The 14405-nt window shown below is 68.9% G+C and carries 15 protein-coding genes; 10 read left to right on the top strand and 5 right to left on the bottom strand.

What is annotated here, in order from left to right; all coding sequences use genetic code 11:
- Positions 1 to 63: 63 nt before the first annotated feature.
- The 7 genes from ACAD63_RS29415 (at position 64) to ggt (ending at position 8179) form a co-directional block, all read left to right on the top strand.
- Complete coding sequence (locus ACAD63_RS29415) at positions 64 to 1260, top strand: CaiB/BaiF CoA transferase family protein (protein WP_434034180.1); 1197 nt, start codon at positions 64 to 66, stop codon at positions 1258 to 1260.
- Positions 1253 to 2392 carry an acyl-CoA dehydrogenase family protein gene (locus ACAD63_RS29410; RefSeq protein ID WP_195431520.1) on the top strand — a complete coding sequence of 380 codons (1140 nt, stop codon included), beginning with the start codon at positions 1253 to 1255 and terminating at the stop codon, positions 2390 to 2392. Before ACAD63_RS29415 ends, ACAD63_RS29410 begins: the two co-directional genes overlap by 8 nt.
- Before the next feature lie 223 nt (positions 2393 to 2615).
- Positions 2616 to 3677: a PAS domain-containing sensor histidine kinase gene (locus tag ACAD63_RS29405; RefSeq protein WP_135703770.1), complete on the top strand. Its 1062-nt coding sequence runs from the start codon at positions 2616 to 2618 to the stop codon at positions 3675 to 3677.
- Positions 3674 to 4342, top strand: coding sequence for a response regulator (locus ACAD63_RS29400; RefSeq protein WP_434034179.1), 669 nt, complete (start codon positions 3674 to 3676; stop codon positions 4340 to 4342). Before ACAD63_RS29405 ends, ACAD63_RS29400 begins: the two co-directional genes overlap by 4 nt.
- Before the next feature lie 136 nt (positions 4343 to 4478).
- Positions 4479 to 5747: an amidohydrolase family protein gene (locus ACAD63_RS29395; RefSeq protein ID WP_434034178.1), complete on the top strand. Its 1269-nt coding sequence runs from the start codon at positions 4479 to 4481 to the stop codon at positions 5745 to 5747.
- Between the two features lie 38 nt (positions 5748 to 5785).
- The gene (locus ACAD63_RS29390) at positions 5786 to 6322 is read left to right on the top strand and encodes a DUF1097 domain-containing protein (RefSeq protein ID WP_195431523.1); all 537 of its coding nucleotides are present in this window, start codon (positions 5786 to 5788) and stop codon (positions 6320 to 6322) included.
- 138 nt (positions 6323 to 6460) lie between these two features.
- A complete protein-coding gene (gene ggt / locus ACAD63_RS29385; RefSeq protein WP_133095398.1) occupies positions 6461 to 8179 on the top strand; it encodes a gamma-glutamyltransferase in 1719 nt (572 codons plus the stop codon).
- 11 nt (positions 8180 to 8190) lie between these two features.
- Here the strand turns inward: ggt and ACAD63_RS29380 are convergent, their stop codons facing one another.
- Together ACAD63_RS29380 and ACAD63_RS29375 are read right to left on the bottom strand one after the other, a co-directional pair.
- Positions 8191 to 8415, bottom strand: coding sequence for a DUF3820 family protein (locus ACAD63_RS29380; protein WP_133095245.1), 225 nt, complete (start codon positions 8413 to 8415; stop codon positions 8191 to 8193).
- Positions 8416 to 8505: 90 nt separating this feature from the next.
- Positions 8506 to 8922, bottom strand: a complete 417-nt coding sequence (locus ACAD63_RS29375) for a hypothetical protein (protein ID WP_434034177.1) — start codon at positions 8920 to 8922, stop codon at positions 8506 to 8508.
- Between the two features lie 331 nt (positions 8923 to 9253).
- On the opposite strand from ACAD63_RS29375, the gene ACAD63_RS29370 reads away from it, so the two are divergent.
- Both ACAD63_RS29370 and ACAD63_RS29365 read left to right on the top strand, forming a co-directional pair.
- Positions 9254 to 9562, top strand: coding sequence for a hypothetical protein (locus ACAD63_RS29370; protein WP_135703774.1), 309 nt, complete (start codon positions 9254 to 9256; stop codon positions 9560 to 9562).
- 154 nt (positions 9563 to 9716) lie between these two features.
- The gene (locus ACAD63_RS29365; RefSeq protein WP_133095242.1) at positions 9717 to 10553 is read left to right on the top strand and encodes a universal stress protein; all 837 of its coding nucleotides are present in this window, start codon (positions 9717 to 9719) and stop codon (positions 10551 to 10553) included.
- A gap of 41 nt (positions 10554 to 10594) precedes the next feature.
- On the opposite strand, the gene ACAD63_RS29360 is transcribed toward ACAD63_RS29365, so the two are convergent.
- Genes ACAD63_RS29360 through ACAD63_RS29350 form a run of 3 tightly spaced genes read right to left on the bottom strand, consistent with a single transcriptional unit; the run spans position 10595 to position 12743 of the window.
- Positions 10595 to 10771 (bottom strand): SRPBCC domain-containing protein, encoded by a 177-nt coding sequence (locus ACAD63_RS29360; RefSeq protein ID WP_431189858.1) that lies wholly within the window; start codon positions 10769 to 10771, stop codon positions 10595 to 10597.
- 42 nt (positions 10772 to 10813) lie between these two features.
- Complete coding sequence (locus tag ACAD63_RS29355) at positions 10814 to 11470, bottom strand: c-type cytochrome (protein ID WP_133095241.1); 657 nt, start codon at positions 11468 to 11470, stop codon at positions 10814 to 10816.
- A gap of 10 nt (positions 11471 to 11480) precedes the next feature.
- Positions 11481 to 12743: a molybdopterin-dependent oxidoreductase gene (locus tag ACAD63_RS29350; protein ID WP_133095240.1), complete on the bottom strand. Its 1263-nt coding sequence runs from the start codon at positions 12741 to 12743 to the stop codon at positions 11481 to 11483.
- Positions 12744 to 13044: 301 nt separating this feature from the next.
- On the opposite strand from ACAD63_RS29350, the gene ACAD63_RS29345 reads away from it, so the two are divergent.
- On the top strand, positions 13045 to 14394 hold the full coding sequence (locus ACAD63_RS29345) for a uracil-xanthine permease family protein (protein WP_135703775.1): 1350 nt from the start codon (positions 13045 to 13047) through the stop codon (positions 14392 to 14394).
- Positions 14395 to 14405 lie beyond the last annotated feature (11 nt).

Raw genomic sequence — 14405 nt, 5'->3', positions numbered from 1 at the left:
AATATTTTACTTGATAGCCTGCGCTGCGCAGAATCGGCCCACCAGCCCTTGAGGAGCAAGACCATGACGCATTCCAACCTGCCTGATGTGCCCGATCTCCCGCTAGCCGGCCTGCGCGTGATCGATTTCTCGCGCGTGCTCGCCGGCCCGTATTGCACCGCGTTGCTCGGCGACCTCGGCGCCGAAGTCATCAAGGTAGAGCCGCCCGGCGGCGACGACTATCGCGCGGTCGGTCCCTTCTCCGACGGCAAGAGCGGCCTGTTCTCGGCGATGAACCGCAACAAGCAGAGCATCGTGATCGACCTGAAGACGGACGACGGCCTGGCTGTCGCCCGCGCGCTGTGCCGCGGTGCCGACGTGGTGGTGGAAAACTTCCGCCCCGGCGTGGCGGACAAGCTCGGCATCGGTTACGCCGCGCTGCGCGAACTGAACCCGCCGCTGGTCTATGCCAGCGTGTCGGGCTTTGGCCAGACCGGCCCGGAATCGCACCGCCCGGCCTACGACATCATCCTGCAGGCGATGTGCGGGCTGATGGACGCCACCGGTGCGCCCGACGGCGCGCCGACCATGCTCGGCGAGGCCGTGTCCGACGCCGTCAGCGGCCTGTTCGCCTCGTGGGGCGTGCTGGCCGCGCTGCTGGCGCGCGAGAAGACGGGGCGCGGCACGCATGTCGATGTGTCGATGTTCGATGCCACGCTCAGCCTCAGCGCCACGCTGGTCGCGCGCTACGCCGCCACCGGGCTGGCGCCGCGGCGCGTGGGCAACCGCCATCCGTCGTCGGCGCCGTTCGGTGCGTATCGCGCCGCGGATGGCTTCTACGTGGTGGCGGTGCTGAACAACAAGCTGTTCCAGGCGCTGGCCGACACCATCGGCCAGCCCGCGATGGCGCACGACCCGCGCTTTGCCGATGACGAGACGCGGTGCCGCTTCGAGTCCGACCTGCGCGCCATGCTGGAGAACTGGTCGGCGACGCGCACGGTGGCGGAGGTGAACGCCGTGCTCGGCGCCGCCGGCATCCCGGTCGCGCCGATCCGCAATGTCAAGGAAGCGCTGGAAAGCGAGCACGCGGCGCATCGCCGCCTGCTGACCGAGGTGCCCGGCACGGACGGCGGCACGGTGCGCCTGCCGTCGCAGCCGGTCAAGTTCTCTGCCTACGGCGCCAACCGCGTGAAGCCCGCGCCGGCGCTGGGCCAGCACACCGGGGCCATCCTGGCCGCGCACGATTTCAGTAATTTCAATAAGGAGAAGCAACATGCATAAGCGAATGGGCGTCGAAGCGGAAGACCTGGAGATCGCCGACGCGATCGGCCGCTTCGCGCAGAGCGAGCTGGCCCCGAACGCCGCCGCGGTGGATCGCGACGAAACCTCCACCACGCGCTACGTGCCGCAGCTTGCCGAGCTCGGCCTGATGGGCATGAACCTGCCCGAACGCTGGGGCGGCACCGAGACCTCGCCGGTCGCGCTGATCCTGTCGCTGGCCGAAGTCGCGAAGGCCTGCGCGTCGACCTCGTCGATGATCGGCGCGCACTACCTGGCCACCGACTCCATCCTGATCGGCGGCGACGACAGCCTGCGCGCACGCTACCTGCCCGACGCCGCCGCCGGCCGCAAGCTTGGCGCGTTCGCGCTGACCGAGCCGCGCGCCGGTTCCAACCCCGCCGACATGGCCACGCGCGCCACCCCCGAAAGCGACGGCTACCGCCTGCGCGGCGTCAAGCACTTCATCTCCAACGCCGACGCCGCGGACTTTATCGTCGTCTACGCCAAGACCGATCCCGCGGCCGGCACGCGCGGCATCAGCGCCTTCGTGGTGGACCGGCACAGCGCCGGCGTGGAGGTCGCGCCCGCCGAGAAGCTGATGGGCATCCGCGGCGCGCCGGCGCACGAGGTGGCGTTGGACTGCTTCGTTCCCGCGGCAAACCGGCTGGGAGCGGAAGGCAGCGGCTTCCGCACGGCGATGAAGGTGCTCGACAACAGCCGCCTCGACGTGGCCGCCACCAGCCTCGGCATCAGCGAAGCGGCGCTGGCGTGCGCGGTCGACTGGGCCAGGCAGCGCCAGGTCGGCGGCGAGCCGCTGGCGCGCAAGCAGGGCCTGCAGTGGATGTTCGCGGACATGCGCACGCGGCTCGAAGCCGCCTGGCTGCTGACGCTGCAGGCCGCGGTGCGGCGCCGTGACGGCGAGCCCTTCACCGAGCATGCATCGATGGCCAAGCTCTATGCCTCGGAGACGGTCGCCTTCGTCACCGATACCGCCTTGCAGATCCACGGCGGCTACGGCTTCACGCGCGAGATGCCGCTGGAGCGGCTGGTGCGCGATGCGCGCATCCTGCGCATCTACGAAGGCTCGTCGGAGATCCAGCGCGCGGTGATTGCGCGCGCGGTGCTGGCGTAGGGCGTGCGCCGCAAGACGCCCCGACTGCATCCGTTGCTCTCGCCCATTCAGGAAAACGACAAGGGCGCAGCCGCCCGCCGCTGGCTATAGTCTGCGAGGGCCGGGGCTTGCCAGCGCGCCGATTGCGCAATTTATGCGCAATTGGCATGAATGCATGCGCGTCCCGAATCAATCCGAAGGACCGGAGTGGCAGGGCGGAGGGCTGCCTTGCAAAGGGGGAGGCATGGATGTCGAACTGCAGCGCGCCATATTGAACAACATCCCGGACCAGGCCTGGCTGAAGGATGCCGGCTCGCGCTACGTGCTGGTCAATGACGCGTTCATGGCCGCATGCGGACGGACCGAGGCCGAGATCGTGGGCAGCACGCCGGACCAGGTCTGGTCGGCGGAATGGGGCCAGGTCTACCTCGATACCGACAAGGCGGTGGTCGACAGCGGCGTGCGCCGCCGCTACGAAGAAAGCCGGCATGGCAAGGACGGCAGCGTGCGCTGGTTCGACACCATCAAGATGCCGATCCACAACCCGGGCGGCGAGGTCATCGGCACGGTGGGGATCTCGCGCGATATCACCGACCGCAAGCGCTCCGAGCAGGAACTGCTGGCCTCGCGCGCGCAGCTGCGCGAGCTGTCCGCGCACCTGCAATCCGTGCGCGAGGCGGAACGCACCCGCATCTCGCGCGAGCTGCACGATGAGCTGGGGCAGTCGCTGACGGCGCTGCGCCTGGGGCTTAGTTACATCGAGGCGCAGCAGGGCCCGGCTGCCGACGACGCGTACCGCAAGCATGTGCAGATGCTCAAGGAGATCGCCGATTCGACCGTGGAAGCCGTGCAGCGCATTGCGGCCGACCTGCGCCCGCCGGTGCTGGACGAACTGGGGCTGGCCTCGGCGATCGAGTGGCTGGTCGAGTCATTGTCGGAGCGCACTGGCATTGCCTGCGAGAAGGCGCTCCAGCCGGTGGCGGACCTCGGTGCGGAAGTCAGCACCGCGGTCTTCCGGATCGCGCAGGAAGCGCTGACCAATGCCTGCCGCCATGGCCAGGCCGATCGCGTGCGCGTCGAGCTGGCCGAGGCGGGCGGCATGCTGCGGCTGGTGGTCGCCGACAATGGCTGCGGCATCGATACTTCCGTCACCGGCCGCCGCCGCAGCCTGGGTTTGCTCGGCATGCGCGAGCGCGCGCTGATGCTGGGCGGCAAGCTGGTGGTGAGCAGCGAGAAAGGCCACGGCACACGCATCGAGGCGCTGGTTCCGCGCGATGCCGGTATTGCGAGCGGAGACAGCAGATGATCCGCATCCTGCTGGCCGATGACCACACCATCATCCGCGACGGGCTGAAGAAGATCCTGTCCACCGTGCCGGACATGCAGGTGGTGGCCGAGGCCGCCGACGGCAATGAACTGCTCGCGCTGCTGCGCGCCGGCCTGCCGGACGTGCTGCTGCTGGATATGTCGATGCCGGGCCGCAGCGGCATCGTGCTGATCCAGCAGTTGCAGGCCAGCTATCCGGCGCTGCCCGTGCTGGTGCTGAGCATGTACCGCGAGTCGCAGTACGCGGTGCAGGCGATCCGCGCCGGCGCCGCCGGCTATCTCACCAAGAATGTCGAATCGGACCAGCTGATCGGCGCGATCCGCAAGGTGGCGCGCGGCGGCACCGCGGTGTCGGCCGCGATCGCCGACAAGCTGATCGGGCAGGCGCGCCAGCCGCTGGCGGCCTTGCCGCATGCCCGGCTGACCGCGCGCGAACTGCAGGTGTTCCAGATGCTGGCCGAAGGGCAGGGCATCAACGAGATCGCGCTGACGCTGTCGCTCAGCGGCAAGACGGTCAGTACGCACAAGGCCAACATCCTGGCCAAGCTGGAGCTTTCGTCGACCGCCGGGCTGGTGCACTACGCCATCCGGCACGGTCTGCTGGCGGAAGCGGGCGAGCCCGGGGAGGCGAGCGTTATCCCATAGCATTGCTGCGGCGCAGCTAGGCCGATCCTTAGGTCGAATTCAGCCGATCCTGATGCAGCCGGCGCGCGCCGGCACCTACGCTTCAGGTCACGGGGCAGCGGCTCCGGCAGAACGACAAGACCTGAGGAGACACGCCATGCAGCTGGACCTGCTGATCCGGGATGCGTGCGTCCGCGACGACGCGCCCCTGACCGACATCGCCATCCGCGACGGGCGCATTGCCGCCATCGAACCCGGCATCGACGCGCCGGCGCACGAAGTGATCGAAGCCGGCGGGCGCGCCGCCATCCCTGGCCTGGTGGAACCGCACCTGCACCTGGACAAGGCGCTGCTGCATCGCCGGCTGCCCGCGCGGCTGGGCACGCTGGACGAGGCCATCCGCGTCACCGGCATCCTGAAAAGCAAGCAGCAGCGGCACGACGTGCTCGACCGCTCGCGCCAGGTGCTGGACATGGCGGTCCGGCATGGCACCGTCGCAATCCGCGCCCATCCCGACGTCGACCTGATACAGGGACTGATCGGGGTGGAGACGCTGCTGGAGCTCAAGGCGGAATACCACGACCTGCTCGACCTGCAGATCGTGGCCTTCCCCCAGGAGGGCATCCTGAAGTCGCAGGGCACGCGCGAGCTGATGATCGCGGCCATGGACATGGGCGCCGACGTGGTCGGCGGCTGCCCTTACAACGAGCTGAGCTGGGCCGACACCATGCGCCATATCGACATGGTGTTCGAGCTGGCGCAACGCTATGACGCGCCGGTCGACATGCATGCCGACTTTGCCGACGACACCGCCGACCAGCGCTTTGCCGCCGTCGAGTACATCGCGCGGAAGACCATCGAATGCGGCTACCAGGGCCGCGTCTCGCTCGGCCATGTGACCAGCCTGGGCGCGCTCGACACGGCGCAGCTGGAGCCGCTGGTGGCGCAATTGCGCGAGGCCGGCATCAGCATCGTGACCCTGCCCGCGACCGACCTGTACCTGGGCGGGCGCAAGGACGCGCAGAACCAGCGCCGCGGGCTGGCGCCGGTGAAGGCGCTGCATCACGGCGGGGTCAACGTCGCGTATTCGTCCAACAACATCCGCAATGCCTTCACGCCGTTCGGCAAGGCCGACATGCTGCAGATCGGCAACATGCTCGCGCACGTGGCGCAGTTCGGCGTGCCGGAGCACCAGCTCGCGGTGCTCGGCATGGGCACGCACAACGCCGCGCGCGCGATCGGGCTGCAGGACAGCTATGGCCTCGAAGTGGGCCGGCAGGCTGATATCGTGATCCTCGACACCTTCAAGGTGGCGGACGCGCTGATCGACATTCCGCCGCGCCTGTGGGTGGTCAAGCGCGGGCGGATCACGGTGGTGACGCAGCACCGCTGCGACATCCGCCGGCACCGTTGCTGCGCGCACTGAACCGCCCCAACCCTTTCAAGGCTTTCCAGGAGACGATCATGAAGAAGCTGCCTGCCGAAGTCGTGGCCTCGCTGCTGGCCATCACCACCGTTCCCATTGCCGCGCATGCCTCGCACCTGCCGCCGTGGGCCATCTTTATCAGCTGGGCCGCGACCTTTGCCATGGGCGGGCCCACGCCGGAGAATTTGAAGAAGATCTGGCCGACCTTGCCGGTGGGATCGCTGTTCGCGTTCGTGATCGTACTGTGCTTCCGGCAGGCCGCGGAGCAGTACTCGGGGCCGGCGCTGATCGCGGCGGAGATGATGATCCTGTTCATGCTCAACGCCGGCATGATGTTCCTGGCGCGCGTGTTCTACACGCTGCGTTTCATTCCCGGCATGTTCTTCGGCTTTGCCTCCTACTTCGCCACGCTGTTCGGGGGCTTCGGGCCCACGCCGGGCGATCCCGTCGCCGCGCTGGGTGCCGTCATTGCCATGAATGCAATGGGCCCGGCCTATGCCTGGATCAAGGCGCGCTACTCGGCGCCGGAAAGCCTGGTCGAGCGGTCGTGGCAGGCGCACAAGCGCGAAGCCTGAACCGCCATCGCATCGTCATCATCGCGGCTGCCCGCGCGGCGACAGCACGGGGCAGCCGGTCTTTCCGGGGGAACGGGCATGGAACACAAGGGCATGGAACACAGCGGCATGGAAAACAGCGGCATGGAAAACAGCGGCATGAAACATACGATTGAAGTCGACCCCTGCGGCGGCACCTCGCGCAGGGCTTTCCTGGCAAGTTCAGCAGCGCTGGCGGGCAGCACGATCCTGGCGCCCGCAAGCGCCGAGGCGGCGCAGGACGCCGCGCCCGCGGCGCGCGGCGTCCTGGCGCATTCGGATGCGGGCATGGTCACCAGCCCGCATGGGCTCGCCAGCCAGGCGGGACTGGAAGTGCTGAAGGCAGGCGGCAATGCGATCGAGGCAGCGATTGCGATCGGCGCGGTGCTGAGCGTGACCTATCCGCATTTCACCGGTCTGGGCGGCGATGCCTTCCTGGTGACCAGCGACCGCGACGGCAACGTGCGCTCGTTCTCCGGGATCGGGCAGGCCGCCGCCGAAACGCCGGGCTACAGCGGCGCCATCCCGTTGCGCGGGCCGGGCGCCGCGCTGACCGCGGCCGCGACGGTCGCGATCTGGGACCGCGCCTTTGCCTTCGGCAAGAGCCAGTGGGGCGGTACCCAGTCATGGTCGACGCTGCTGGGGCGCGCCACCGAGTACGCCGCCAACGGCTTCCCGGTCACGCCGTCGCAATGCTTCTGGCAGGAGTTCCGCGCCGCGGACCTGCCGGCCTGGGGCGGCTTCGGCCGCGTGTTCGCCCCCGACGGGCGCATGCCGAAGCCGGGCGAAATGTTCCGCCAGCCCGAACTGGCGCGCACGCTGGAGCGGCTGGCGACGCAGGGCGGGCGGGAGTTCTATGAGGGCGACATCGCCGGCCGGCTTGCGGCAGGGCTGGCGCAGGCCGGCTCGCCGTTGCGCGCCAATGACCTGGCGCGCTGCCAGGCACGCGAGGAAGTGCCGCTGCGCGTGGCCTACCGTGGCGGCGAACTGCTGGGCCTGCGTCCGCCCACGCAGGGCGTGACGACGCTGGAGATCATGGGGATCCTCGACCGCTTCGACCTGTCGGCCGTGCCCGAGGGCAGCGCCGACTACTACCACCTGCTGGTCGAAGCCGTGAAGCTGGCGTTCCTGGATCGCAATCGCTACGTCGCCGATCCCGATTTCGTCGACGTGCCGGTGGACCGGCTGCTGTCGCGCCGGCACCTCGATGCGCAGGCGCAACGCATCCGCATGGCACGGGCCATGCCGTGGCCGCATGTGTACCAGCCCGGCGATACGGTGTACATCGGCGCGGCCGACCGCGAGGGCCGCTGCGTCAGCATGCTGCAGACGGTGTATTTCGACTGGGGCAGCGGCGTGGTGGTGGGCGACACGGGCGTACTCTGGCACAACCGCGGCGCATCGTTCAGCCTCGATCCCGCCAGCCCCAACGTATTGCAGGGCGGCAAGCGGCCCTTCCACACGCTGAACCCGGGCATCTACCTCAAGGACGGCCGCCCCCGGCTGCTATATGGCACGCAGGGCGCCGACGGACAGCCGCAGACGCTGGCGGCGGTGCTGACGCGGATGATCGACTACGGCATGGACCCGCTGACCGCGCTCGGCCGGCCGCGCTTCCTGCTGGGCAAGACCTTCTCCGACAGCCGCGACAGCCTCAAGCTGGAGCAGGACGCCGGCAGGCAGGTGTTCAGTGAACTGGCGGCGCGCGGCCACCAGCTGAGCCCGATCCCGGCGCAGAGCCAGCTGGCCGGGCATCCGGGCGCGATCCGGATCGGACCGAAAGGGCAGCTTGCCGGCGCGCACGACCCGCGCAGCGACGGACGCGCGCTGGGGCTGTAGCCGGCGCGGTGCTAGCCGCGCCCGCGCAACGGCTTGAGCAGGTGCGACAGGCCGTTGTGGTCGAGCTCGTGCATCAGCGCCAGCAGCCCGCCAATCTCCCCTGGCGGGAAGCCTTCGCGGGCGAACCAGTTCAGGTAGTTGCCCGGCAGGTCGGCAATCACCGTGCCCTTGTGCTTGCCATAGGGCATGGCGACGCTGACCAGCCGCTTCAGTGCGTCGGAATCGAACGGAGTCATGGTGGCGTCAAATCGGCAGGGCGCTACGCTACCACAGCTTGCGCCCGCCGGTCCGCCACCGGTCCGCGCGTTAGCGCGCGGGGACTGGCGTCAGGCGCCGTCGAGGAAGCCGCTGCGCTGGCCCAGGCGGGTGCCGAGCGCATCGGGGGCCAGGCTCATGCTGGCGGGATCGACGGCGCCGGCAGGTGCGGCTGCCTGCATCGGGTCGACCGGGGCCGGCGCCATGCCCGGTTGCGCGGGCTGGCCTGCGGGTGCGTACGGGCTGGCTGCGCCCGGGGCCTGTGCGACCTGGGCGGATGGTGCGGACGGTGCGGACGGTGCGGACGGTGCGGGGGCCGGCATGGCTTGCATCGGTTGCGCGGACGGCGCCGGCTGGGTGGCTTGCATCGGTTGCGTGGCTTGCATCGGCTGGGCCGGTTGAAGGGGCTGGGCCTGCTGTGCGAACAGCGGGTAGGACGCGACCATCGCGCCAGCCATCAACAGGGATTTCGCCAGATGTTGCTTCATGCGTGTACCTCCAAATTAGCCTTCAGGCATGGGAAAGACCACTTTAGCGCCGAGGCACCTGACATTCTGTTTGTTTTTGCAACGGTGATTTACCAGCCTTGCCAGGCACGCGTGAGCGGGTTAATTACGCGCGCGATGCCAGCGCCACCGCTTGCCCCTCCACCCTGAGCCCGAAGTGCGCGTGCTGGCCGACGGGGAGTGCGACAGCGCGCCGGGGCGCCACCAGCGCCGCAAAAGCGCCGGTGCGGTTACACGTTGCTACGTGCCTAACCTTCTGCGAACACCTGCCGCCGCGGCGCACCGTTACATTGCCGGCCAGGAGGACATCACCATGCGAAGCATCCTGGCCGCCTGCGCTCTGGCAGGCATCGCAGTCATGGGCCCGGGCACCGCCCAGGCCCGCGTCAACGTCGATATCGGCATCGGCATTCCCGGCTATGCCGTGGCGCCGCCCCCGGTCTACTACGAGCCGGCGCCGGTCTACGTGGCGCCGCCGCAGCCGGTGGTCGTGGCGCCGGCCTATTACGACGACTGGCGCGAACAACGATGGCGGGAGCGCAAGTGGCGCGAGCGCGAATGGCGCGAACAAAGGCGGCGCGAGCGTGAATGGCGCCGCTGGCACGAAGACCACGACGACTGAGTGATGCTGGTGGCAGATGGCGCCTGCCGTCCGTTTCTTGTCGCTTTCCGTGCCGGCCGGATTAAGCGCGGGTTCCGGCCGCCTTGACTCGGGTCAAGGCCCAATCGGTCTTGCGGCCTAGACTGGATGCAAGCAAGACCGAAGCGAGGGCATCATGGCCTACGACAGCATCCTGGTCCACCTGGACGGCAATCCACAGTCCTCCCGCCGCCTGCACCTTGCCGGCCGCCTCGCCAGCGCCGCCGGCTGCCCGCTGATCGGCTTGCTGGCCGGGCGCGTGCCCGACCCCGGCTGGTCCTACCGCATGGACAATGCCCAGCGCTGTCTGGCCGAAGACCAGGAACGCCGCCGGCTGCAGCGCGAAGACATGCACTGCGCCTTCGAGGCCGCCACCCGCGAACTGGGGGTCGTGGCCGATTGGCGCGCGGTCGATCGCGACCCCGTCACGCTGGCGCTGCGCGAAGCGCGCGAGGCCGGGCTGATCGTGTCCGGCCAGTACGATGGCGACAACGTCGAAGGCCCGGTGGCCCGGCAGCTGCTGGAAGCGCTGCTGCTGGAATCCGGCCGGCCCACGCTGGTGGTCCCGTGCGCCGGCGAGTTCAGCACCATCGGCACGCGCGTGCTGCTGGCCTGGAACGGCAGCCGCGAGGCCGCGCGCGCCCTGCACGACGCGCTACCACTGCTGGCTGGCGCGCAAGTCCGCATGCTCGGCGCCCATACCCCCGCCAAGGAGCTGCGTGCCGATGCCACGCCGGTCAGCCACGCGCAGCGGGTGCTGGAGCGGCAGGGCGCCTCGGTCGAAGTCGAGCACGGCCCCGGCGGCGCTGACCTGACCATTGGCGAGCTGATCCTGTCGCGCGCCGCGGACTTTGGCGCCGACCTGATCGTGATGGGCGCCTACGGCCATGGCCGGCTGCGCGAACTGGTCCTCGGCGGCGTGACCCGCGTGCTGCTGCAGTCGATGACCGTGCCGGTGCTGTTCTCGCACTGAAGCGCGCGCCGCCGCGCGCCTGCGGCAACCTCCTTGCCGGCTCACTTCAGCTGCGCAGCAAATTCTTCCAGCTGCGTGAAGCAGGTATTCCAGCCCTCGTGGAAGCCCAGCTCTTCATGCTGCTTGCGCGTGGCTTCGTCCGGATGCATCACGCGCGCGGTGTAGCGCGTGCCATCGTCTTCGTGGCGACGGCGCGTCTGGCAAGGAGAAAAATGCAAACGCCCCGGCAATGGCCGGGGCGCGAGTTGGCAGGTGGAAATTTATTGCTGGCGCACGTATGCCGCCAGCGCGCGCACTTCTTCCGGCTTCAGGCTGGCAAACGGCGGCATCGGCACCGCACCCCACTTGCCGCTGCTGCCGCCGCGGATGCTGGTTTCGAGCTTCGCCTGGGCCTGCGCATCGTTCTTGTAGCGCACGGCGACCTCATGGTAGGCCGGTCCGACCACCTTCTGCGTCACGCTGTGGCAGCTCAGGCAGGCATTCTTTGCCAGCAGCCCCTGCACGTCGACGCTCGCGGCCGCGGCGCCGGGAGCAGGCGCCGCTGCAGCCGGCTTGCCGGCCTTCTGCGCGATCGCCACGATCTCGGGATCCTTCGCCTTGGCCGAGCCATAGGCCACGGCCAGGTAGGCGCCGAGCTGCTCGACTTCGGCATCGTCGATCGGCGCGCCGTAGGCCTGCTGCATCTTCTTCATCTCGGCGGTCCACTGCGCCAGGCTTAGCCCGGGCGGCTGGTAGGAGACGTAGTCGGCCGAATGGCAGATCGCGCATTTCTGCATGGCGATGCCGTAGCCCGGCAGCCTGGCGGGCTTGAGCTTGACGTTTTCCGCCGGCAGCTTGATGTCCTGCGGCGCGGCGCCGGCATGGCCGGCACCGAGCAAGGCGAGCGCCAGCAGCGCGGGGGCGATGGTTGCTTTCATGGCGCGTTCCTCAGGCGATGGTGACCGGCGTGGCTTCGATGACATTGCGGCGGTAGCCGGCGGGGTTCCAGTTGGCCTTGGCCGGCTGGGTCTCGCCCTTGTTGCTGGTGGCGCGCACCATCAGCACCGCGGGGCCCTTGCGGGCGAACTTCACCGGCAAGTGCCACGCGCGGAACGAGAAGCGGCCCAGGTCCTCGCCGAGCTTCGCCGCCTGCCAGTTCTGCCCGCCATCGACGGAAACCTCGACCGTGCGGATGCCCGAGCCGCCGTCGAAGGCAATGCCCTTCAGCTCGACGGTACGGCCGGCCGGCAGCCTGCCGCCGTTTTCGACGCTGGTGATAAAGCTGCGCACGGCCAGCGTCGAGATCGGCCGCGTCTTGGCGGCCGGCGTACCGGGGGCCACGCACTGGCAATCGTTGTCCGGCACGCGGTAGCCCTTGGTCATGAAGAACGCGTCATGGCCCTCGAACGGGTGGTCAAGGACTTCGATCTCGGACAGGTGCTTGATCCAGTAGGTGCCGAAATACCCCGGCACCACCAGCTTGAGCGGATAGCCGTTGAGCAGCGGCAGGTCTTCGCCGTTCATGCCCCAGGCCAGCAGCGGCTCGCCGTTCATCGCATGCGCGATATCGAGCGACTTGCGGAAGTCCGGCGTGCTCGGCAGCACCGGCGTATCCATGCCGTTGAAGGTCACCACCTTGGCGCCAGCCTTGATGCCCGCATGCTCCAGCACCTTGCGCAGCGGCACGCCGGTCCAGCGCGCATTGCCCATCGCGCCGTTGGCCAGCTGCGCCCCGAACACGCGCGGCTCGCTGAAGCCGCGGCTGTTGCCCGAGCACTGGTTCACCGCCACCACCTCGACGGGATCGGCCAGCTTCTTGAGCTCGTCCAGCGACAGCCGCAACGGCTTGCCGACATGGCCGCCCACGCTCAGCCGGTAAGTGTTCAGGTCTACCGACAGCGGGATGTTGGCCAGGTGATAGCGCACAAAGAAGGCGTCGTTGGCCGTGATCGGCCCCTCGTTGAACGTGGAGAAGGGCGTTTCCAGGTGCGGCGGGCGGGTGCTGACGCGCACCAGCGGGCGCTTGCCCGGATAGCGCACCAGCGGACGCGGGCCGTCGGCGAGCGTGACGCCGTCGGTCGCCTTTGCGGCAAGGGCGCCGAGCGGCGAGGCGAGCAGCGCGAGCCCGCCAGCATGGCGGACGAAGCGGCGGCGGGTGGGGCCAGGCTGGGGGGCGCCGGCAAGGCCGGCGGGCGTGTTCTTGTCTCGCATGGGGGCGTCTCCTTGGCGCTCGCGGGGGCGTGCGCGATGCGTTGTGGCGCTCACTTTGCCCTCACGGCAGTTAGCTTGTGAAACGGGTTTTCCTGCTAGGGCTTATCGATTAAGTCGATATAGGGGAAATACCGCTGCGACGGCCGGAGAAACCGCTTGCAACGCAGATTCCGTTTCCCTACACTAACAAAAACGTTTTTGTTAGCGGAAATCCATGCTATTCGAGGCGAACTGCGCACAGACGCAGCGGCTGGCCGCCGGCCACCGCATAACGCCCGTACACCAAACGAGGAGCCTATTCATGTCCCACGCCGCCCCCGCGCCGGTGGACGAACTGCTGCCATGGCGGCGCCTGTTCGTCTTCGGCCTCCAGCATGTCCTTGTCATGGCCGCGTCGCCGATCGCGTCCGTGTTCCTGATGAGCAAGGCGCTCAACTTCCCGCCGGCGCTGGCGGTGCAACTGCTCAGCGCCACCTTCGTGATCTGCGGCCTGGGCACGCTGCTGCAGTCGCTCGGCAAGCGCGGCATCGGCGCCAGGCTGCCGTTCGTGATGCTGCCCGGCGGCGCGCCGATCGTGCTGTTCATCCTGATCGCACAGCAGACCGACGTCCAGACCGCGGCCGGCGCGGTGATCCTGACCGGCGTCTTCTACTTCTGCGTGCTGCCGGTGTTCCGGCGCTGCCTGCGCTATTTCCCGCCGGTGGTGGTGGGAACGATGCTGCTGCTGGTGGCGATCAACCTGGCGCAGGTATCGGGACGGCTGATCGCGGGCCATCCGGCAGCGGGCACCACGGTCGATCCGCTCAACCTGCTGCTGGCGTTTGCCACCATCGCCTGCACGGTCGCCGCGTCGCGGCTGCTGACGGGCATGCTCGCGCAGCTGGCGATCCTGCTCGGATTGCTGGGCGGCGCGCTGGTGGCGGTGCTGACGGGTGCCTTCCAAGTCGGCCATGTGTCGATGACGCCGGTGATCGCGCTGCCCACGCCGTTCCCCTTCGGCATGCCGACCTTCGACGTGGTGGCCGCGATCCCGCTGATGGTGTTCGCGGTGATCTCGATGGTGGAGGCCACCGGCCAGACGCTGGCGATCAGCGACGCGGTCGGCAAGCCGGTGGACCAGCAGCGCGACGTGCCGCGCACCATCCGTGCGGATGCGCTGACCTCGCTGGTGGGCGGGATGTTCGGCACCTCGCTGATCATCACCAGCGGCGAGAACATCGGCATCGTGCGCGCCACCGGCGTGCGCTCGCGCTTCGTCACCGCGGTGTCGGGCGCGATCCTGGTGGTGTTCGGGCTGCTGGTGCCGGTGTCGTCGCTGATCAGCGCGATCCCCGAGGCGGTGGTGGGCGGCACCGGGCTGGTGGTGTTCTGCATCGTCGGCACCATGGGCATCGACATGCTGCGCAAGGTCGACCTGCGCCATCACGCCAACATGTATGTCGTCGCGGTGGCGCTGGCCGTGGGCCTGCTGCCGATCCTGGTGCCCGGCATCTACGGCGGGCTGCCGGCCAACCTGCGCATCCTGGTCGGCAACGGCGTGGCCATGGGCGCCATCACCGCAGCGCTGCTCAATTTCCTGTTTTTCCACACGGGCCTGCGTGCCACGGCCCCGGCCCCCGCGGTCGGCGACGATGCCGCCGCCACGCACTGATCCCGCTTCCT

Origin of the sequence: Cupriavidus sp. a3 (assembly GCF_051015765.1) — a bacterium.
GTDB classification, from domain to species: domain Bacteria; phylum Pseudomonadota; class Gammaproteobacteria; order Burkholderiales; family Burkholderiaceae; genus Cupriavidus; species Cupriavidus oxalaticus_A.
Note: the sequence above shows the minus strand (reverse complement) of the source record. Positions and strands in the feature narration are given on the sequence as shown.